The organism is Pelagimonas sp. KU-00592-HH, from assembly GCF_040369695.1.
Lineage (GTDB): Bacteria > Pseudomonadota > Alphaproteobacteria > Rhodobacterales > Rhodobacteraceae > Shimia.
In genome coordinates this window covers 271,927-292,380 of the sequence record NZ_BAABWM010000003.1, presented here as the reverse complement: position 1 = coordinate 292,380, position 20,454 = coordinate 271,927, and the positions used below count along the sequence as shown (strand labels likewise).

21 protein-coding genes are annotated in these 20,454 nt (G+C 60.4%); 11 read left to right on the top strand and 10 right to left on the bottom strand.

Annotation, left to right across the window (positions count from 1 at the left end):
* Window positions 1-137 precede the first annotated feature (137 nt).
* Window positions 138-1,286 carry a M24 family metallopeptidase gene (locus ABWV42_RS13780; protein WP_353340664.1) on the top strand — a complete coding sequence of 383 codons (1,149 nt, stop codon included), beginning with the start codon at window positions 138-140 and terminating at the stop codon, window positions 1,284-1,286.
* A 37-nt stretch (window positions 1,287-1,323) separates the two neighbouring features.
* A complete protein-coding gene (locus tag ABWV42_RS13775) occupies window positions 1,324-2,010 on the top strand; it encodes a M48 family metalloprotease (RefSeq protein WP_353340662.1) in 687 nt (228 codons plus the stop codon).
* 12 nt (window positions 2,011-2,022) lie between these two features.
* Here ABWV42_RS13775 and ABWV42_RS13770 read toward each other — a convergent pair whose 3' ends face one another.
* From ABWV42_RS13770 to ABWV42_RS13745, 6 genes are all read right to left on the bottom strand, one after another.
* Window positions 2,023-2,574, bottom strand: coding sequence for an RSP_2648 family PIN domain-containing protein (locus ABWV42_RS13770; RefSeq protein WP_353340660.1), 552 nt, complete (start codon window positions 2,572-2,574; stop codon window positions 2,023-2,025).
* Window positions 2,571-3,767, bottom strand: a complete 1,197-nt coding sequence (locus ABWV42_RS13765) for an RSP_2647 family RNA methyltransferase (RefSeq protein WP_353340658.1) — start codon at window positions 3,765-3,767, stop codon at window positions 2,571-2,573. Before ABWV42_RS13765 ends, ABWV42_RS13770 begins: the two co-directional genes overlap by 4 nt.
* A 37-nt stretch (window positions 3,768-3,804) precedes the next feature.
* Complete coding sequence (locus ABWV42_RS13760; protein ID WP_255106184.1) at window positions 3,805-4,464, bottom strand: DUF6778 family protein; 660 nt, start codon at window positions 4,462-4,464, stop codon at window positions 3,805-3,807.
* A gap of 132 nt (window positions 4,465-4,596) precedes the next feature.
* Window positions 4,597-4,854 carry a hypothetical protein gene (locus ABWV42_RS13755; protein ID WP_353340656.1) on the bottom strand — a complete coding sequence of 86 codons (258 nt, stop codon included), beginning with the start codon at window positions 4,852-4,854 and terminating at the stop codon, window positions 4,597-4,599.
* A 4-nt stretch (window positions 4,855-4,858) separates the two neighbouring features.
* Window positions 4,859-7,642 (bottom strand): bifunctional [glutamate--ammonia ligase]-adenylyl-L-tyrosine phosphorylase/[glutamate--ammonia-ligase] adenylyltransferase, encoded by a 2,784-nt coding sequence (gene glnE, locus ABWV42_RS13750; protein ID WP_353340654.1) that lies wholly within the window; start codon window positions 7,640-7,642, stop codon window positions 4,859-4,861.
* 59 nt (window positions 7,643-7,701) lie between these two features.
* On the bottom strand, window positions 7,702-8,067 hold the full coding sequence (locus tag ABWV42_RS13745) for a DUF4440 domain-containing protein (protein ID WP_353340652.1): 366 nt from the start codon (window positions 8,065-8,067) through the stop codon (window positions 7,702-7,704).
* A 98-nt stretch (window positions 8,068-8,165) separates the two neighbouring features.
* Between ABWV42_RS13745 and ABWV42_RS13740 the strand changes: the two genes are divergently transcribed.
* The 7 genes from ABWV42_RS13740 (at window position 8,166) to ABWV42_RS13710 (ending at window position 12,687) form a co-directional block, all read left to right on the top strand.
* On the top strand, window positions 8,166-8,633 hold the full coding sequence (locus tag ABWV42_RS13740) for a YbaK/EbsC family protein (protein ID WP_353340651.1): 468 nt from the start codon (window positions 8,166-8,168) through the stop codon (window positions 8,631-8,633).
* A gap of 157 nt (window positions 8,634-8,790) precedes the next feature.
* Window positions 8,791-9,222, top strand: a complete 432-nt coding sequence (locus tag ABWV42_RS13735; RefSeq protein WP_255106171.1) for a DUF2852 domain-containing protein — start codon at window positions 8,791-8,793, stop codon at window positions 9,220-9,222.
* A gap of 96 nt (window positions 9,223-9,318) precedes the next feature.
* Window positions 9,319-9,768: an RDD family protein gene (locus tag ABWV42_RS13730; protein WP_353340650.1), complete on the top strand. Its 450-nt coding sequence runs from the start codon at window positions 9,319-9,321 to the stop codon at window positions 9,766-9,768.
* 70 nt (window positions 9,769-9,838) lie between these two features.
* Window positions 9,839-10,660, top strand: a complete 822-nt coding sequence (locus tag ABWV42_RS13725) for an arginyltransferase (RefSeq protein ID WP_353340648.1) — start codon at window positions 9,839-9,841, stop codon at window positions 10,658-10,660.
* Window positions 10,661-10,663: 3 nt separating this feature from the next.
* Entirely contained in the window at window positions 10,664-11,062 is a 399-nt protein-coding gene (locus tag ABWV42_RS13720) for a VOC family protein (protein ID WP_353340646.1), read from the top strand.
* Between the two features lie 111 nt (window positions 11,063-11,173).
* Window positions 11,174-12,124 carry an alpha/beta hydrolase gene (locus ABWV42_RS13715; protein ID WP_353340645.1) on the top strand — a complete coding sequence of 317 codons (951 nt, stop codon included), beginning with the start codon at window positions 11,174-11,176 and terminating at the stop codon, window positions 12,122-12,124.
* Window positions 12,125-12,240: 116 nt separating this feature from the next.
* Window positions 12,241-12,687 carry a nuclear transport factor 2 family protein gene (locus tag ABWV42_RS13710; RefSeq protein WP_353340643.1) on the top strand — a complete coding sequence of 149 codons (447 nt, stop codon included), beginning with the start codon at window positions 12,241-12,243 and terminating at the stop codon, window positions 12,685-12,687.
* A 21-nt stretch (window positions 12,688-12,708) separates the two neighbouring features.
* Here the strand turns inward: ABWV42_RS13710 and ABWV42_RS13705 are convergent, their stop codons facing one another.
* The 4 genes from ABWV42_RS13705 to ABWV42_RS13690 form a co-directional block, all read right to left on the bottom strand.
* Window positions 12,709-13,467: a helix-turn-helix domain-containing protein gene (locus ABWV42_RS13705; RefSeq protein ID WP_353340642.1), complete on the bottom strand. Its 759-nt coding sequence runs from the start codon at window positions 13,465-13,467 to the stop codon at window positions 12,709-12,711.
* A 104-nt stretch (window positions 13,468-13,571) separates the two neighbouring features.
* Window positions 13,572-15,926 carry a TRAP transporter large permease gene (locus ABWV42_RS13700; RefSeq protein ID WP_353340641.1) on the bottom strand — a complete coding sequence of 785 codons (2,355 nt, stop codon included), beginning with the start codon at window positions 15,924-15,926 and terminating at the stop codon, window positions 13,572-13,574.
* A 17-nt stretch (window positions 15,927-15,943) separates the two neighbouring features.
* Window positions 15,944-16,858: a TRAP transporter small permease subunit gene (locus tag ABWV42_RS13695; protein WP_353340640.1), complete on the bottom strand. Its 915-nt coding sequence runs from the start codon at window positions 16,856-16,858 to the stop codon at window positions 15,944-15,946.
* Window positions 16,859-16,961: 103 nt separating this feature from the next.
* Window positions 16,962-18,044 (bottom strand): TRAP transporter substrate-binding protein, encoded by a 1,083-nt coding sequence (locus ABWV42_RS13690; protein ID WP_255106150.1) that lies wholly within the window; start codon window positions 18,042-18,044, stop codon window positions 16,962-16,964.
* A 249-nt stretch (window positions 18,045-18,293) separates the two neighbouring features.
* Between ABWV42_RS13690 and ABWV42_RS13685 the strand changes: the two genes are divergently transcribed.
* Together ABWV42_RS13685 and ABWV42_RS13680 are read left to right on the top strand one after the other, a co-directional pair.
* On the top strand, window positions 18,294-19,718 hold the full coding sequence (locus tag ABWV42_RS13685) for a cache domain-containing protein (protein ID WP_255106147.1): 1,425 nt from the start codon (window positions 18,294-18,296) through the stop codon (window positions 19,716-19,718).
* On the top strand, window positions 19,715-20,359 hold the full coding sequence (locus ABWV42_RS13680) for a response regulator (RefSeq protein ID WP_353340638.1): 645 nt from the start codon (window positions 19,715-19,717) through the stop codon (window positions 20,357-20,359). The genes ABWV42_RS13685 and ABWV42_RS13680 overlap by 4 nt, the downstream gene beginning before the upstream one ends.
* Window positions 20,360-20,454 lie beyond the last annotated feature (95 nt).

Below are 20,454 nucleotides of genomic sequence, written 5' to 3'. Positions count from 1 at the left end.
CGCACCTCCGCGATACAGCCGTAATACCGACGCAATACCGACGTCGTTTTTTGACGATTTCGACGTCGTGAACCGAAGTGCGCCAAAGGCCCCGATACGCAAGGCTGACCACAGGAATTTCACCAACAGGATCACCCATGCCACGCCATTTCACCCCCGAAGAATACACCGCCCGCCAATCCCGCGCCCGCGCTGCCCTTCTGGAAAATGGCCTCGATGCAATCCTGCTGTTTGCGCCGGAAAGCCACTATTGGCTGACCGGTTATGATACCTTCGGATTTGCCATGTTCCAGTGCATGGTGATGACAGCAAAGGGCGACATCCACCTCTTCACCCGCGCGCCTGACCGCCTGCAAGCCCTTCAAACTTCGACACTTTCCGAAGACCAACTCCATATCTGGGTGGATATCGAAGGGGTTGATCCGGTCTCTGGTCTGGCCAACCTCCTTGGCGATCTCGGGGTACGCAACGGGACGCTGGCCTTTGAATCGCGCACCGCGGGCCTCACCGATTTCTGGGGCCAACGCCTGCGCGCCGCCCTGCCCGATATACAGGACGGCTCCGGCATTTTCCCCGCCCTGCGCCGCCTGAAATCCGACGCCGAAGTCGCCATGCACCGCCGCGCCGCCGAACTCTCCGACGATGCCCTCGACGCCGCCATCGCCACCACCCACGCCGGCGCCTTCGAAGGCGACATCCTCGCCGCCATGCAAGGTGCTGTTTTTAAAGGAGGAGGTGACTACGCAGGCAATGAATTCATCCTCGGATCGGGGGACGCAGCGCTGCTCTGTCGCTCGGCCTCCGGCCGCCGTCATCTCTCGGATCAGGACCAGATGACCATCGAATGGTCCGGTGCCTACGCCCGCTACCACGCCGCCATGATGCAGACCCTGATTGTCGGCACCCCAAGCGACGCCCACAAGCGGATGCACACCGCCGCCTCCGAAGCCCTCGCCGCCTGCGAAGCGGCCATCCGCCCCGGTGCCCCGATGGGCGACGTCTATGACGCCCACGCCCGTGTCTTCGACGCCCACGGCCTGCGCAACGCGCGCCTTAACGCCTGCGGTTACGGCATGGGTGCGGTCTATGGCCCGATCTGGGTCGATTTCCCGATGTTCTACGAGAACAACCCGACCATCATGTTGGAAAATCAGGTGTTTTTCCTGCACATGATCCTGATGGACGATGCCACCGGCAACGCCATGTGCCTTGGCCATTCGGTTCTCTGCCGCGCAGGCGGAGTCGAAAGGCTCTCGCGCCACGCCCCCGATCTGATCACCTGTTGACCTTGCGACGGACCGCCTCCTGCGCCATATCAGGGGTATGCTTCGCTTTACGCCAATCCTGCTCGCCCTGATCTATGGCATCGTGCTCTACCGCTTTTCCGCGTGGCGCACCTCGCGCGAGCTGGATGCTCGGTCCACCGAAATGGCCGACCCTAGCCTCGTACCCCTGATCAAGGACATGGCCAAGGCCCTCGACCTGCCCCGCATCCGAGTCCACATCTACGAGATCGAACCCGTCAACGGCCTTGCCGCACCGGATGGCCGCATCTTCATCACCCGTGGTTTCTATGACCGCTACCGCGCCGGCGACGTCAGCGCGGAGGAACTCGCCAGCGTGATCGCACACGAGTTGGGCCACGTTGCCCTTGGCCATTCCCGTCGCCGCATGATCGATTTTTCGGGCCAGAACGCCCTGCGGACCGCGCTCGCCATGGTGCTTGGCCGTATTCTTCCCGGCATCGGCCCGTGGCTCGCCGGAATGGCCATGCGCCTGTTGTCCGCCCGCCTCTCGCGCAGCGACGAATACGAGGCCGACGCCTATGCCGCCGCCCTTCTGACCAAGGCCGGGATCGGCACCGAAGCCCAGAAAACCCTGTTCCACAAGCTCGAAGGCCTGACACAGGTGCGCGGGGCGACACCGGCATGGCTGCTCAGCCACCCAAAGACCACCGAACGCATCAAGGCAATCGAGGACCTGGAAACAAAATGGGGTACAATCGGCTAAGTTTTCAGCCGCTTAGCCGCGTCCCGAAACCGCTTTGGCCAGGCGTGGCAAACGCGCCTTCTTGAGCAGCTTCCGGGTGTCCCAGGCCTCCCCCGACAACCGCTCCGCCTCCTGACGCACGGCTTCGACCACCGCTTCCACCATCTCGGGCGCATCTTCCCATACACCCCGCAACAGGGCATCTGGATCGATCCGCTCAAGGCCTTCCTCGGCAAGGGTATGGCGCGGAAAATCCTTGGCGTTCACGGTGACAATCGCGTCCGCCGATCCGGCAATCGCCGCCGCCAGAACATGCACATCCGCCGCATCCGGCAGGTACAGACGGTCTTCCAGCGATGGCTTCCACGTCACCTCGGCCTTGGGCCAGGCCGCGCGCACAAGGGCGATTTCCCCCCGTGCCTGCGCTTCGCCCGTCGGGCCGATCTTGCGCGCCGCCCGCGCCCATTCCTCAAGGATACGCGCCGACCACATCGGCTGGAACGCCCCTGCCCTGGCCACCCCCAGAAGCACCTCGCGCATCACCGTCGGATAGATGACGCAGGTATCCAGCAGCAACCGTTTCACAGGCGGAAGAACAGGGATTTGAGATAGCCACTTTCGGCCAGTTGCGGCATCAGCGGATGATCCGGTCCGGCAAATCCGGTGTGCAGCAACTGCCCCTGCCGCCCGGCACGGCCAATCCCGCGCACCGATGCGCCGCGAAACTTGGAAAGGTCGGCCGCATGGGAACAGGAACACAGGCCAAGATAGCCCCCTTCCTTCACCAGAGGTGCCGCCAACCGCGCCACGCGCTCATAGGCCCGCAGCCCCTTTTCAAGCGCGGGTTTCGACGGCGCAAAGGCAGGCGGATCGCAGATCACAACATCAAACTGTGCGCCCTCTTCGGCCAGCGCCGTCAGCACGTCAAACGCATCACCCTTGCGGGTCGAAAAGCGATCAGACACCCCGGCCTGCCGCGCGCCTTCTTCGGCCAGCGCCAGCGCCGCGGCAGAGCCATCCACCGCCATAGCCTCGGCAGCGCCCCCCGCCAGCGCAGCAAGGGAAAAGCCGCCTACATGCGAGAAAACATCCAGAACCTTTGCATCCTTGCAAAGCCCGGCGGCAAATCCGTGATTGGGACGTTGATCATAGAAAAGGCCAGTCTTCTGCCCGCCGGTCAGGTCGGCCATATAGGTCGCACCGTTCATCACCACGGGCACCGGCGCGTCGGGGGCCGTGCCCACCATCACGCGGCTGTCTTCGTCCAGCCCCTCAAGGCCACGCGCCCGACCGGACCCGTTTTTCAGAACCGTCGTGACACCCGTCGCGGCAACCAGCGCCGCGACCATCTCGTCCAGCAGAACTTCGGACCACGCCGCATTCGGCTGGATCACGGCCACATCGCCAAAGCGGTCGACGATCACTCCCGGCAGCCCGTCTGCCTCGGCGTGAATCAAGCGATAGAACGGCGCATCGAACAGGCGCTCACGCATCTCGCGCGCCCGCACGAACTTGGCGGTCAGCCAGTCCCGGTCAATCGTGGCCTCCACATCGCGCTCAAGCATCCGGCAGGCAATGCGCGATCCGGCGTTGAACGCGACAAGGCCAATCGGGCGGCGTTCACCATCTTCCAGCAGCACGATGGAACCGGCGGAAATTTTCTTGGTACGCCGGTCAATCACCAGCTCATTATCATAGACCCAGGGAAAGCCGTGGCGGATCGCACGGGTATTGGCTTTGGGTTTCAGGCGGACAACAGGAAAGGAGGACGACATCATGCCGCCCTCCTAACGTGTTCCTGCGATCAAGAAAAGATCAGAGTGCCTGCACCGGGCTTAGCGGCTGGATGCGGGCCGTCACGCCGCCCTGCGGCTTGACCCAGCCGGTTGCGAGGCTCATCTCGTCGCGCACCACTTTGGCAAGGTGCTGGGTGATGCGGTACTTCTGGGTCAGGCCACGGGCCTCGGCCTGAAGCGCCTTTGAGCCGCCATAGCCAACAAGGTCGGCCTTGATCTCGCGCGGGCCGCGCACAACGGCACCGGTCAGCGGATCACGGATGGTCATCACGAACTCGATCGAGTGAATACCACCAACCGAATAGCGGGTCTTTTCGGTCAGCGCGTGGAAGCGCTTGACCTCGATCTCGACAACAACCGGCAGTGCGCCTTCCAGCGGACGGGCACCGATTTCGATGGCGTTTTCGAAGATTGCGCCCACCTGCTCATAGCGGTTGCCAAAGGCATCGCCGCGCCAGACGATGTCACCGCCCGGATAATAGCTGTTGGCTTCTGAAACTTTGAGGGTTGTTGGGACACTTACGTCATATCCAACGAGCTGAAACGACGGGGCCGGCGCGGCCGTTTCCGTGGTGATCTGCTCAAGCGGGATGTTCCGCGTCGCGGTGTCTACCGATGCGCATGCCGAAAGGCCCAGTCCGAGGGCCATCATAACTGCTGTCAGTCGAGCGCGGGTCATTGTCTTGTCTCCTTGGGCTTCTGCTCCAAACTCTTCGAAGACAATTTGCTCTCGAAATGAGGCAAGATTGGGACAAATCCCGTTCGTTTCAAGGGAATTCGGACCTAGCCCCGGCGGCCAGCGCCCCTGTGTTCACCGTTCGCGCGACCGCCAACCGCCGCGACGACGCGGTTCCGACAACTTGGCCAGCCCGTCCTTCAGGATCGCAGTCATCGGATGGTCCGGATTGTCGGTACCATAGGTTTCCAGAAGGCCGGCAATGGCCACCTGGCTGTCGATCCCGACACTCAATGCCCAATCCAGAAAGATCGAACGGCACTCGCTCTCGGTGATCCCCTCGATCCGGTAGCTCTCAAGGATCAGTTCCTTCGGGTCATTCTGGTCCGCCACGCGCCTATTCCTTTTCACGGTCCTTGCCGAGAACCAGATCGACAAGGTCGCCTGACCGTTCCGCCGCATCGACAAGGGCACCTGCGAGGCGTTCCATCACCTCTTCCCCCGTTTCCCGCAGCACGAACGCGGCACCACCTTCTCCGATCACCTCGGGGGACAAGTCCTGTTCACTCAGCAGCTTGGACGCCACCTGCACTTTCCAGAAAAGGTCATAGTCCGCTTTCAGAGCAATACACTGAGCGTCATCCAACCACCCAATCGCGACACCGGCGTCCAGCCCATCGAAAACGCTGCGCAGCGGCGTTCCTGCCATCAAGGCACAAGTCTGCGACACCAGCTCGATATCCTGCAACCGCCCACGCCCGATCTTGGCATCCCAAACACCCTTGGGTGCCTTGGCCGCCGCGATCCTGTCGCGCATCTCGTTGACATCCGCCTTGATCTTCGTGCCATCACGCGGCGCGGCCAAAAGCTCCTGCCGGAAGGCCTCGACCTCATCCATCAGAGACTCCTCGCCCGCGACAGGGCGCGCCCGCGTCAACGCAAGGTGTTCCCAGGTCCAGGCCTCACTCTTCTGGTAGTCCTTGAAAGAAGTGACAGAGGTCGCAACCGGCCCCTGCGTGCCCGAGGGCCGCAAGCGCATGTCCACCTCATAAAGTCGCCCCTGCGCCATCTGCGCCGTCACCGCCGTGACCATCGCCTGCGTCAGGCGCGCATAGTAGGCACGGCTTGCCAATGGCCGCCTTCCTTCCGAGAAATCGACCCCGTCGGCATCATAGATCACGATCAGATCAAGGTCGGACGAGGCATTCAGACGGCGCGCGCCCAGCGATCCCATACCCAGAACCATCGCGCCCCGCCCCGGGCAAGGCCCGTGTTTTTCCGCGAACTTCTCTTGCACCACCGGCCAAAGCGCCGCGACCGAAGCCGAGGCCAGATCGGCATAATGCTCGCCCGCCTCCTTGGCCGAAATCAACCCACGCAGGTGATGCACGCCGACGCGAAAATGCCATTCCTTGGCCCACCGCCGCGCACTGTCCAGCTTGCGTTCGTAATCATCGCCTTCATGCGCCAGAACGTCGGCCAGTTCCGCGCGAAGCCCGTCTTCATTGGGCCAGGGCGTGAAGAACGATCCGCCAATCACCGCGTCGAACACACCGGAATTGCGCGACAGGTGCTTGGCCAGCGCCGGAGCCGTGCCGACAATATCCACCAACAGGTCAATCAACTGCGGATTGGCCTCGAACAGCGAAAACAGCTGCACACCGGCAGGAAGCCCCGCAAGGAACCCATCCAGCGACAAGAGCGCCTGGTTGGGATGGGCCGTGTTCGACAAGCGATTCAGAAGGTCAGGCTTCAACCGGTCAAAGATCGCCACCGCCCGTTCTGACCGAAACGCCGGATAGGTCTGCCACCGCGCGATGATCTCACCATCCAGCTCCGAAACCTCCTGCGGCTTGGCGGCATCCGGCGCAAAGAACCCTTCGGTCAGCTCGTGTACCTCTTCCAGCCGGTCAACGATCTCGGCCTTCAATTCCCCAAGATCGCGGCCCATCAGGCAGGCAATCCGCTGCATCCCGTCGTCGGACTTGGGGAAATCATGGGTCTGGGCGTCGTTGATCATCTGGATACGATGCTCGACCTCACGATGCGACCGGTAGTGCCGCGCAAGAATCGCCGCCGCCTCTTCCGGCACCCACCCCTTTTCAGCCAGATGCCCCAGTGCCGGCACCGTGCGATTGTCACGCAGCGAAGGATCACGCCCACCGGCAATCAGCTGCCGCGTCTGGGTAAAGAACTCGATCTCGCGAATCCCGCCACGCCCAAGCTTCATGTTGTGGCCTTCCAGAGTGATCTTGCCGCCAAGCCCCTTGTGCTCGCGGATGCGCAAGCGCATGTCATGGGCATCCTGAATGGCCGCGAAATCCAGATGCCGCCGCCAGACAAAGGGCTTCAGCGTCTGCAGGAACCGCCCCCCCGCCTCAAGATCACCGGCCGATGGCCGCGCCTTGATATAAGCCGCACGCTCCCATGTGCGCCCAAGGCTCTCGTAATACCGCTCGGCCGCTTCCATCGCGAGACAGACAGGCGTCACCGCCGGATCAGGCCTCAGGCGCAGATCGGTGCGGAACACATATCCATCGCCCGTCAGGTCATTCAGCATCGACGACATCTTGCGCGTCGCCCGCACAAACGAGGCCCGCGCATCATGGTAGTCCGCAGGATCAAACCGCGTTTCGTCAAACAGGCAGATCAGGTCGATGTCGGAACTGTAGTTAAGCTCGTGCGCCCCCATCTTGCCCATGGCAAGCGTGACCATGCCACCCGCCGTGGCCACGTCATCTTCGGTCTGGCCGGGCAGCTTCTTACGCCTGATCTCGTTGGCAATCGCCGACTTCAAGGCCAGGTCGCTGGCCAGATCGGCATAATCCGTCAACGCGCCGGTCACCTGTTCCAGCTCCCAGACCCCGGCAATATCAGCCAGCGCCGTCATCAGCGCCACGCGCCGCTTGCCCATGCGTAGCGCCGCGCCCAAAGCATCCGGCGCAACCTCGGCAAGCTCGTCAAACAGGGTCGCAAGCGCCGCCTCGGGATCGTCAAAAGCACCGGGCAGCCAGTCTTTCTCTTTCTCGATCAGGGACTTGAGGTAAGGGCTGCAGCCTGCGGTGCCGTGCACAAGCTTGCCCAGATCCCCGGACAACCCGGGAACAAGCGCAAGCGTGTCATCGCCACGTTCGGAATCAAAGGCGGTTGGGAGGCGGGTGATACGTGTCTCGAAACTCATGCGCCGACCATGCGAATCCGCTGCGCAATGGTCAATGACCTGTCGCAAGTTCCGCCGCCCTATGCCGCAGGCGTGTCCTGTGAAAAACTGTTGCGCCAGCCATCGGCTGTCTTGCGCCAGATCGACGAAATATACATCGCCTCCCAGTCGGTTTTGCCCGTCGCAAGATACTCCGCGCGATAGGCCAGAAGCACATGATCCGCGCCGATCTCCACCAACCGTGCGGCGCTCAGACGGTAGTCGGCCATCACCGCCCCACCTTCCAACTGCTCCATATGCCCGGCCTTGTCCGAGAACCCAGACGTGTAGACCCCAAGAAAATCCTCGGTCAGCATTGCGCCATCGGCTTGCGGATCGCCTGCCACCAGCGCCTCCCAGACCATTGTTTCCAGGGCCAGTATCTCTTCAATCGTTACTTTTTCCATGCCGCGACCCTGCGCCGACCAACTCTTGGGGTCAACGCCCTTTACACGGGCCGGTCACGGCGTTTGACTGTGACAGCCCCGTCGCAGGAGACATCGAAATGAGCAAATCCCACAAACGCGTGCGCGCCGCACTTGATGACGCGGGTCTGCCGGTCGAGATCGTGGAAACCAACGGCGCGAGAACGGCACAGATGGCGGCAGACGCCGTCGGCTGTGCCTTGGACCAGATCGCCAAGTCAATCATCTTCCGGGGCGAAACAAGCGGCAAGGCAATCCTGTTCCTGACTGCCGGTGGAAATCAGGTTGATGTCGAAAAAGCCAGCGCCCTCGCCGGAGAACCTCTTGGCAAGGCTGACGCCGCCCTCGTGCGTGCGCAGACCGGTTTCGCCATCGGCGGTGTGTCACCGGTTGGGCACCTCTCCCCGATCCGCGCCTTTATCGACGCGCGCCTGATGGCGTTTGACACGGTCTGGGCTGCGGCGGGGACGCCCAACCATGTTTTTGCCCTCTGCCCGTCCAAACTGCCTGACCTCACCGGAGCAGAAGCCGCGAACTTTACGGTCTGAACGAGAAAAACCTAAAATTCCGATAAATTTAATGCATTAAAAACAACCACATACCGAAATAATGTAAAAACCATTCACATAAATCCTTGCAAAGCCGAGGCGCAATCCCAATCTAGGTAATGTGAAAGCGATTTACATCCCAAAACGGAGACCCAAGATGACACCCTCTGCCACCGCAACTGTTGCAACCTCCCACAACCAGGGTTGGTTTTCCCGCAGTGAAGCCTGGCTGGACAGCAAAGGCAAAGGCGCATGGATCGCCGCGATGGTCCTCGGCTTTATCTTCTTCTGGCCCGTGGGCCTCGCCCTTCTCTTCTACATGATCTGGAGCAAACGCATGTTCAGCAAATCCTGCAGCCACCGTTCGAAAGCGCACCGTCGCATGCACGTGATGTCCCCGACAGGCAACTCCGCATTCGACGCCTACCGCGATGAAACCCTGCGTCGCCTCGAAGACGAGCAGCGCAACTTCGAAGCCTTCCTCGAGCGCCTGCGCGAAGCCAAGGACAAGGCTGAGTTCGACCAGTTCATGGAAGAACGCGCCGATGCCGCCGCGACCGAGATCAAGGAACCGCGCGCCGACGCCTAACACCCTCCCGGCCCCCGCTTCGGCGGGGGTTTCCCATGGCGCGAACCGCACCGCCGCGATACCTCCGTAATACCGACGCAATACATACGTGGAAAAATGACCCTCCGAGACTTCACCCTCCCCGACCCTGACATCCAGCCGGAATTCTATTCCGACGTGCCGACCAAGCGCCTGATCGCCTGGGTGATCGACACGGTCATCACCTTCGCGATTTCGGCACTGGTCGTTGTCTTCACCGTCGGGCTTGGCCTGTTCATCTTCGCCTTTATCCTTCTGGTGGTCGGCTTCATCTATCGCACGGTGACCCTTGCGACAGGCTCTGCCACATGGGGGATGCGCCTTGTTTCATTGGAGTTTCGTGACCGTGAAGGGCGCCAGTTCGACCTCGGATCGGCCTTCCTGCACACCATTGGCTATCACGTGTCGATCTCGGTCTTCCCGTTGCAGATCCTGTCGATCATCCTGATGCTGACCTCGGCCCGCGCCCAGGGTTTGACCGATCACGTCATGGGCTCTGTGGCCATCAATCGCGCCGCCCGTTTCTGATTGGAAACTGGGGGTTGGCCTAACGGGGTTCGGTTGCTATCGTCTCTCGCGAACGACAAATCGGACCCCCATGCGCCACACGCTTCCTCTTGCGCCCCAGTTCTATGTGACGGCCCCGCAACCCTGCCCTTACCTTGAGGGCAGGATGGAGCGGAAACTCTTCACCGCGCTTCAGGGGGAACATGCCGGCGAGTTGAACGATACCCTTTCACATCAAGGGTTTCGCCGGTCTCAAAACGTGCTTTACCGCCCATCCTGCGCCGATTGCGCGGCCTGTCTTTCGGCGCGGATCGACGTCTCGAAATTTACCCCTTCGAAAAGCCAGAAACGCATCATCAAGCGCAACGCGCACCTGTCGCGCCGCGCTACATCGCCCTGGGCCACCGAAGATCAGTTCGATCTGTTCCGCACCTATCTCGACAGCCGTCACGCGGATGGTGGCATGGCCGATATGGATGTCTTCGAATTCGCCGCGATGATCGAGGAAACCCCGATCCGCAGCCGCGTTGTCGAATACACCGACAGCGAGACCGGAGATCTGATCGGCGTGTCACTGACCGACGTCCTGAGCGATGGGCTCAGCATGGTCTACTCTTTCTATGACCCTTCACTGCCGCGCCAGAGCCTTGGCACCTACCTGATCCTTGACCACGTCGAGATCGCGCGCGAAGCAAACCTTCCTTACGTCTACCTTGGCTATTGGGTGCCGGGCAGCCCCAAGATGGGCTACAAGCGCAACTTTGCGGGGTTGGAAGTCTACGCAGGTGGAAAATGGCAGCCCATCGGCGATCCCACCCGTTTTGACGCCGAGCTGCACCCGCTCTCGACCGACCCGATTGCCGAGCAGGTGGCTAATATCACCCTGCCCGACGCCCGCCCCTACCGCGGCTGACCCATGCCCCGACACCTTCATGCCTTCTCGCTGGTCGTGCCCGACTATGACAGTGCCCTTGCCTTCTATGTCGACACGCTGGGCTTTGACCTGCGTGAAGACCTGCCGCTGGAAGATGGCAAACGATGGGTCGTGATCGCGCCTGACGGAGATGCCCAAACCAACATCCTGCTGGCACAGGCGGACGGGTTCGATCAAGAGGCCGCCATCGGCAACCAGTTCGGCGGACGGGTCGGCCTTTTCCTGCATACGGACGATTTCGCACGCGACCATGCGGCCATGGTCAAGGCCGGTGTCCATTTCGAAGAAGCCCCCCGCTATGAGGCCTATGGCACGGTTGCCGTCTGGCGCGATCCTTTCGGCAACCGCTGGGATCTTCTGCAACTCAAGGCCAACGCCTGAACAAACACAAGAATCGCATAGCCAATGACAGGAATCGCGCCTCAAATCCAAGGCCCGATCCCGCATCTTCTTTTCATCACAGGTTCACCAATCGCATGATGGAGAAGACACATGAAACTCACCACCCTGAGCGCATCGGCCGCCCTCATGGCCACCACCGCAATCGCCGACATTGAAACCCGCAGCGTTACCTTCGAAAACGAAGGCGCCACCCTCTCCGGCACCCTCTACCTGCCCGAAGGCCACGAAGGCGCGCCTCTTCCGGTCGTCGTCGTCACCGGCGCCTGGACCTCGGTTCAGGAACAGATGCCCGCCAACTACGCCCGCGAGATGGTGGAACGTGGTTTCGCCGCCTTCACCTTCGATTTCCGTGGATGGGGCAAATCCGGCGACCTGCCGCAGAACGTACGGTTTGTCGAAAGCCCGGCAGCCAAAACCTCGGACATCCGCGCGGCTTTTGAAACCGTCGCCACCCTGCCCGAAGTGGATGCCAGCCAGATCAACGGTCTCGGCATCTGCGCATCCGCCGGCTACATGGTGGATGCGGTTGCCGGGAACGGGCTTGTGCAACGCATCGGCCTTGTTGCCCCGTGGTTGCAGGACGAAGGCATTGTCGAGGCCGTCTACGGTGGAGAAGAAGGCGTCAAGGGCCTGATCTCGGTCTCGCAAGCTGCCGAAGCCGCAGGCGGCCAGATCATCCCTGCCGCCGGTCCCGAAGGGGCCGAAGGCGTGCTGATGCCCATTGGCGGCTACTATTACGAGGCCGACCGCGGTGCGATCCCCGAGTATGACAACCAGTGGAACAACGCCGGTTGGGAAGGCTGGCTCACCTACCACCCTGCCGACAATCCGCAGCGCCTGGATAAACCGCTGGCCATCGTCCACTCGGAAAGCGCCGCCATTCCGCAGGGTGTCCGCACCTTCCTGAACGGCTTTGCCGGTGACGCCACCATGCAATGGCTCGAGGGCGTGACCCAGTTTGACTTCTACGACAACCCTGAAGACGTCAAACGCGCCGCCGACACCGTGGCCACGCACTTCCGCGCCGAGATCGAAAGCTGATCTTGCCCCAAAGGCACCGGCCCACATCGCCGGTGCCACCCCTTCACAGGAGCAACACAATGGCCCGAGCCTTTCTCTCAACGCTTTGCGCCGCAACTCTCATTGCCGGAGCCGCCATGGCAAATCCAACTGAAATCTCGCGGTCCATCACCGACATCGCAGCCGGTGCGGATCGCCACGACTGGTCCCGCGTACGTGCCGCCTTTGCAGATACGGTCACCACCGATTACTCAAGCCTCTGGGGTGGTGATGCGATCACCCAACCCACCGACGCCCTTGTCGGCGCATGGGCGGGTTTCCTGCCCGGATTCGACAGCACCCACCACATGGTGACCAACCACACCATTACCTCCCAAAAGGACGGCAGGGCCACGGCCGAGGCCGACTTTACCGCGACACACCGCATCGACGACGGTCTCTGGGTTCTGGGTGGCCGCTATTCCTATGTGCTTGAGGAACAGGGCGACCGCTGGGTCGTGACATCCCTCACCATGACCGCCCTTTGGGAAACCGGAGACCGGGCGCTTGTGGGCCTCGCTGGCGAACGCGCGGCATCGAAGTGATTTCGATAGGTTCGGGCGGGTCTATCCCGCCCGAAACGCAGCAGGCGTGGCACCGTACTTGCGTTTGAAATGCTGTCCAAACCGGCTCAGATCCTGATAGCCAACCCGCCAGGCGACCTCGGCCACCGTCAGTTCCGATGTCTTCAACAGCACCGAGGCCAGCTCAAGCCGCGCCGCAATCACGTATTGCAAGGGCGATGATCCGACCTCTTTCTTGAACGCCTTGGCAAAATGCGTCGCGCTCATCGCGGCAATATCGGCCATTCCCGACAACGACAGGTCTTCGGCCAGATTGTCATGGATATAGTCGAGCACCTTGCGCAGCCGCGCATCCTCGATCCCCGCATGCCACTCCGGCGCGGGCTTGATAGTCTCAACGATCTGTGCCGCCAGCGCCCGCTGCATCGTTTCGCGATAAAGCGTCCCTGCCCCAAGCGCCGTGCTTGCCGTCAGGCTCAGGTTCAACAACAGGGGATCGATATCGCCGATAATCGGATCGAACTCGAACGCCTTTCCAAGCCCGAATTCCGCCGCAATACCGTCGTCGATATTGACCATCACGAACTCAAGCTCGTCGTCGTATTCGCAGATACCATCGCTGCCAGCGGGCAAAATCCAGCCTTGGTTGCGAGACAGCGGTTTATGAACGGACAGCTTGGATCCATGGGCAAACCTGTGAGACGGCTGGTCGTTCAGAAAGATCCCAACCGACAGGTTGGGCAGGTCAAAGGCCCCTCCTCCCGCTGGCAAAATCGTTTTGTTCGACACAACTTTCGACATGCCCACAAGGTACGCCCTTTCGCCCGGATTTCAATATTCCGGCCGTCGATACGAAAAAGGCCGCCCAACGTCGGGGCGGCCTTTAAGTCTTTTTTCAACGCGCGTCAGTTCGGGATCAGATCCGGAAGGATCGTCACGATCGACGGGAAGTACCAGAGTATCGCGAGCCCAACGACCTGGATCAGCACGAAGGGAATGATCCCGCGATAGATGTGTCCGGTCGTCACCTCCTTCGGAGCCACCCCCCTGAGATAGAAGAGCGCAAAGCCGAAGGGCGGTGTCAGGAACGAAGTCTGGAGATTCACCGCGATCATAATGGTCACCCACTTCGGATCGAAGTAGGAGCCATAGATCACCGGCCCGACAATCGGGATCACGATGTAGATGATCTCGAGGAAGTCGAGCACGAAGCCCAGCACGAACAGCACCAGCATCACGATCAGGAAGACCGTGAACTCGTTGTCGAAGGACCGCAGGAACTGCTGGATATAGTGCTCGCCACCAAAGGAGATTACCACCAGGTTCAGAAGCTGCGAACCGATCAGGATGGTGAACACCATCGAAGTCACCTTCGCGGTTTCCCGAACAATCGGCGTCAGAACCTTGCCACGGAACAACACCCAGCAGCCGTAGAGAATACCGAACATCGCGAACAGGTAGGCCAGCTTGGCAACGATGAACGCGATCCAGTTCTCGGTGGTCACACCTTCGATATTCACCCGCAGGTCAAAGTTCACACCCACCAGGATCATGATGATGATCGCGAACGTGGCCCAGATGATGATCGCGCCGGATTTCTCCTGATCATGCAGCTTGCGATAGGCTGCAAGCATGATCGCGCCGCCTGCCCCAAGCGCCGCTGCCGGCGTCGGGTTGGTGATACCGCCAAGGATCGAACCCAGCACCGCAATGATCAGAACCAGCGGTGGGAACACAACGCGCAGCAGTTCGTTCTGCCCCAACAGGCCAGCCGCATAACGACAGCCATAGAGCGTCGCTGCCAGCGGCAGTGCGATCAGAACCAGCGTCATGCCCGGCGTGGTTTCCGGCGTGATCAACAGGGCATCGACCAGCAAGGCCACCACGATACCCGCACCACCAATCATCAGCGGGCGCGTGTCACGCGACGGTCCGACCCCACGTGCAGTGGTCAGAACAAAGGCCAGCAGCAGGAAGCCGATCCCAAGACCCGACCCGATCGGCGCGGCATTGGCCAGCTTCTCAAGATAGGCCGCCTGACGTTCTTCATCTGTCAAAGCACGCGCTTCCTGAACACCACCGGCCGCATCGATCTCGGCTTGCTCGGCCACAGCCGTATCCCAGGCCTCCTGACCATGCAGGTCAATCATCGACGCCTTACACTGGTCACCGACCTTGGTCCGCAGACTTGCCGTCTGACCGGCATCCGAGAAGCTTTCAACGGTGACTTCCTGGTTGCCAATGATGCCAACGTTGCTCAGCCCGATGAAGACCACGACAATCGCCGCCGGTACACCAAGGAACCAGGTCAGGCCATGCGAACGACCAATCGGTTCACTGTTCGACGACCCCAACTGTACCGCCGGTGCCTTGCTCGGGTTCAGGAAGGCAAAGCCAAAGGCATAGAGGCCGTAAAGAACCGCCAGCATGATCCCCGGAATGAGTGCCGCCTGGAACAGCGTACCAACAGAAACAACCGCCGGCTCACCCAGATAGGTCAAAGCATCCGAACAGCCTGCAAGCTGTGCACGTTCTTCCTGTGCGGTCGAATACAGGTCACCTGCAAGCGTCCCAAGCAGAACGATCACGATAGAGGGGGGAATGATTTGTCCCAGCGTGCCCGAAGCTGCGATCACACCGGTTGCAAGCTGCGGCGAATAGCCGTTACGCAACATGGTGGGCAGCGACAAGAGGCCCATGGTCACAACCGTTGCCCCAACGATACCCGTCGACGCCGCGAGGAACGCGCCCACAACCACAACCGAAACGGCCAGACCGCCCGGCAGCGGGCCAAAGACACGCGCCATCGTGGTCAGGAGTTCGTTCGCGATCTTGGAACGCTCCAGCGTGATACCCATCAGAACGAACATCAGAACCGCCAGAAGGGTTTCAATCGACGCCCCCGCGATCACCCGCTCGTTCATACGGTTCACGATGAACGAAAGGTTGCGGTCCATCGCCTTTTCCCAGCCACCCGGGAAGATCGCCTCGTCAATGCGTGGCAACTCCGGGTATCGGAATACCGATATGGCATCTGGCTTGATCCCTTGCGAGATCAGGTCCGCGTACATGGCCGACGACGTGTCGATGGCCTGGTGAATAAGAATGCCGGCGCTGTCCAGAGCAGCAATGATCCCGAAAGAGATCACCCCCGCGCCGCCGATGGCAAAGGCCACCGGGAAGCCCGACAGAATACCCCCGAAGAGGCAAAGAAAGACGATAATCAGGCCGACTTCGACCCCATCAAGTCCAAATAGCATTGTTTCTGCCCCTTACCTCAGTGCGTGCCTTCATAGGCTTCTTCACCCTCGCCCAGCGTGTCGCGGTCGAGATACCTGCCTTCGCTTGCCTTGCCTTCGCGCAGCTCGAGAAGCGAGCGGTAGAAGAAGGCAATCGCCTGCAGGAACACCATGGCCGCAAAGCAGACCAGGAGGATCTTGAACAGGAAGTAAGCGTTAAAGCCATTAGGTGAGAAACCGATGGTTTCGACGTTCCATTTGAGAATGCGCGCCTTGCGCATAAGCAGTTCGACCTTGTCACTGGCCGAGACCTTCGGAGTGACGAGGTGACGCCACATGAAGAACCAGCCGTACATCCAGGTCAGCACCGCCGCCGGCAGCATGAAGACCATCGAACCGAACATGTCGATGATCTTTTTCACGCGGTAGGACACCACCGAATAGACCAGGTCAACACGTACGTGGCCGCCCTGAACAAAGGTGTAGGTCGCACACATGCACACGATCATGGCGTTGTAGAGTTTAAGCTCCTCCGCCCACCAGCTCACGTCATGCGTCAGGAAGTCGACATTCCAGATCAGCGAAATCTCGGCAACGGTAAAGATCCGCTGCATAAAGACGATCACGATCTGCTGCAGAACCATCAAAAGGCCGGCCCATGCAAAGAAGCGGCCCACCGAATTGGCGAATGTCTCCAGAACCCGTACGCACCCCCACATAAAGCTGGCACGCCACAGCCCGATGGCCGTGAAAATCAGGAACGCAGTGAAGATAACGAAAAAGAACTCGGTCGAGCCACCATAGTAGACAAAGCGCATGAGCGCCTGCTTGTCCTCAACAGTGTCCAGACCACCGATCCACGAAAGCCAAAGCCCCGGATGCGTGATCGCATACCCGAAGTTCACGAAGGCTTGGCCGATATTGGTGAAAAACCAGACGATTGCGTCCAGCATGATCCCTCATCCCCTTATTGTTTTCATGAGGTGCGCTGTCGCGACTTTTGAAAAGGCCCCCCGAAACGGGTTCGGAGGGCCTTAAATGCGTCAGAGGGTTGGATTAGCCCAGAACGCGGTCGCGTTGCGCGCGATACGCGCCTTCCGACTTCTGAATCCAGCCCGACGATGCTTTCATCGATGCCTGGTAGCTGTCGTAGATCTTCTTGTAGATCTCGTCGCCCATGTTCTCGGCGTGTACTTCTGCCGAAGCCTTACCGAAGGCATCCCAGACGCTGTCCGGGAATTGCAGGGTTTTCACGCCTGCCGACTGCAGACGCTGCAGCGCTGCACCGTTGTTGTTGAGGAACTGTGCAAGGCTCCACTGGTGGGTTTCGGCCGAAGCGATCTCGATGATCTTCTGGTGTGCCGGCGACAGCGAGTCAAAGACTTCGCGGTTGGTCGCAACCGACAGTGCCGCGCCAGGCTCGTGGAAACCAGCAGTGTAGTAGAACTTGGTGATTTCCTGGAAACCGGCTTTTTCGTCAGCCCAGGGGCCGATCCACTCGGTGCCATCGATGGCGCCCGATGCCAGCGCTTGGTACACTTCCGAACCCGGGAGGTTCTGTACCGATGCACCCAGCTTACCAAGGGCTTTACCGCCCAGACCCGGCATACGGAACTTCAGACCGTTGAAGTCTTCCGGACCCGAGATTTCCTTGGCGAACCAGCCGCCGGCCTGTGCACCGGTGTTGCCGCCGATGAACGACTTCAGGCCAAAGATTTCGCCCAGCTCGTCGTGCATCGCCATACCACCACCGTGGTAGTACCAGTTTGCCAGTTCCTGCGCCGACATGCCGAAGGGCACGGAGGTGAAGAACGCATAACCGGGGTGCTGGCCTACGAAATAATAGTCAGCCGCGTGATACATGTCTGCCTGACCTGCGGTCACAGCGTCGAATACTTCGAAGGCGCCAACCAGTTCGCCAGCCGCTTTCACGTCGACGGTCAGCATGCCGTCCGACATTGCGGTGATGGTGTCGGCCGAACGCTGAGCCGCGTCAAACACGCCTGCCAGACCGCGACCCCAGGTGGTCACCATCGTCAGGGTGCGTTTGCCGGTGGCATATGCCGGTGCGGCCAGAGTGGTCGCTGCAGCGGCTGCACCGCCCATTGCCGAAGTTTTCAGAAAAGAACGACGATCCATAGAGTTCTTCCTCCCAGAATTAGTACAGCCCGTCATGCTCTTGGCGGCATGCGGACGGATCGTTGCAAGTTCCACGAGCCTAGCTTTGGTATTTGTAACTTGGAATACCTAGTACTGCGTAGAAACTACGCTGAGACCCCACTTTTCGCCCCCGGTTCTTCAGTAGAACTACGCATAGGGAAGACCTTGGGTCGAAAATTTCAATTTCCCCCCTAGGATTCGCGATCCGATCCACGCTACGAATCACGAATGCGCCACTTTCTTTCGCATCTTCGCCTGTCCTACGGGCAAAAGCTGTTTTTGCTTGCGACCCTTCCGCTCGTTCTGGCGGTTGCGGCAATTTCGATCCTTGTGGCCAACCAGTCCCGGCAACTCGCCGAACGCGAGATCAAGGCGCTGGAAATCCAGTTGATCGAAGCCAAGAAAGCCGAACTGAAAAACTACATCTCGATCGCGCGCACGGCCTTCGTGAACATATACGGCCGCGCCGCCCCCGATGATGAACAGGCAAAACTTGCCGTAACGCAGGTACTGGCGTCCATGATCTATGGCCAGGATGGCTATTTCTTCGTTTTCGACTACGACGGCAACAACCTCGTCAGTCCACGGCAGACCTATCTCATCGGCAAGAATTGGACCGGCCTGGAAGATCAGAACGGCACAGCCATCACAGACAACTTGATCCAGATTGCCCGCCAGGGCGGCGGCTACCACACTTATGACTGGCCCAAGCCCTCCACCCGCGAGACCGCACGTATGGTGACCTATGTTGTCGGGCTACAGGATTGGCAATGGGCCATTGGCACCGGCATCTTCATCGACGATGTTCTCGAAACCGTCGCCGCCTCACGCGCCGAGGTCGAAAGCCGCGTACGTCGCACCTCTGCCTATATCCTAGCCATCACCGTCGCTGCACTATTGCTGGTTTTCATGTCAGGCCTCGTCATCAACATCCGCGAACGCCGCCTTGCCGATGCCAAGCTCAAGGAACTCACCCAGCGGGTCTTTGATGCACAGGAAGAAGAACGCGGCCGCGTGGCGCGTGAACTGCATGACGGCATCAGCCAGATTCTCGTCGGGGTCCGCTACGCACTCGACAGCGCGCGAAGACGGTTTGCTTCGGGCGACGATCGCGCCAAGGACACTTTGGACAAGGGCATTGATCATCTCTCAGGCGCCATTCAGGAAGTGCGCCGTATCAGCCGCGACCTGCGCCCCGGCGTGCTTGACGATCTTGGCCTTGGCCCGGCCCTGAAGGCCCTGACCGACGATTTCGCCACCCGCACCGGTATCAAGACCGAGTTTCACACCGTTGTGTTCCGCAACCGTCTGGATCACAACGCCAAGAACGCCCTCTACCGGATCGCCCAGGAAGCGCTCACCAATATCGAACGTCACGCCAATGCATCGACCGTCACCATCGACGTTCGTGGCCACAAACGCGGCGCGACGCTACGCATCGCCGATGACGGCACCGGTATTCCGCAAGACAAGAACAACAGCGCCAAGTCGGGCCTTGGCCTGCGCAATATGCAGGAACGGGTTGAACAGCTCGATGGAACCCTACGCATCTTTTCGAGCCGGTCAGGAACCATTATCGTAGCTGAAGTTCCTCTGAGCCACATCCTTCCGCCCGAAGAGCTGTCGCCAGACAAAAGAAAGGCAAGTGCATGAGCACCCCGGTCAGAGTTGTAATCGTCGATGATCACCCGATGGTGGCGGAAGGCATCCAGTCCGTGCTGGAGAGCTTTAACGACATCGAAGTCGTTGGCACCCTGACCAATGGACGCGAAGCGGTGGATCAAATGAAGACCCTGTCTCCCGACGTGATCCTGATGGATCTCAACATGCCCGAGATCGGCGGCCTAACCGCAACCGAGATGCTTCTCGAAGCCAATCCCGATACCCGCATCCTGATTCTGACCATGCACGACAGCCCAGAATATATCTCGACCGCCCTCAGCCACGGCGCGGTTGGATACATTCTGAAGGACGTTCCCACCGACGAGATCAAGACGGCCATCGACACGGTCATGCGCGGGGAACGCTATCTCTGTACCGGTGCCAAAGGCTCGCTCGAACCTTCCGACATGGACGAGCGCGAACCTTTGACCAGCCGGGAACAAACGGTGCTTCTGCAACTGGCTCAGGGCAAGTCGAACAAGGAAGTTGCCCTCGTCCTGAATATCTCGGTGCGTACCGTCGAAACCCACCGCAAGAACATCAAGCGCAAGCTTGGCATTTCTTCAACCGCGGGTCTGACCCGTTACGCGATGGAACACGGTGTTCTTCAAGGCACGGGCGTCAGCCTCTGACGCGCCCCACACACCCCGACAGAACTGGTACCCCTCCGCGCCGCGACCTGCGATGCTGTTTGCATATCCAGACGAATCCCCGGAACAGAGGCGCC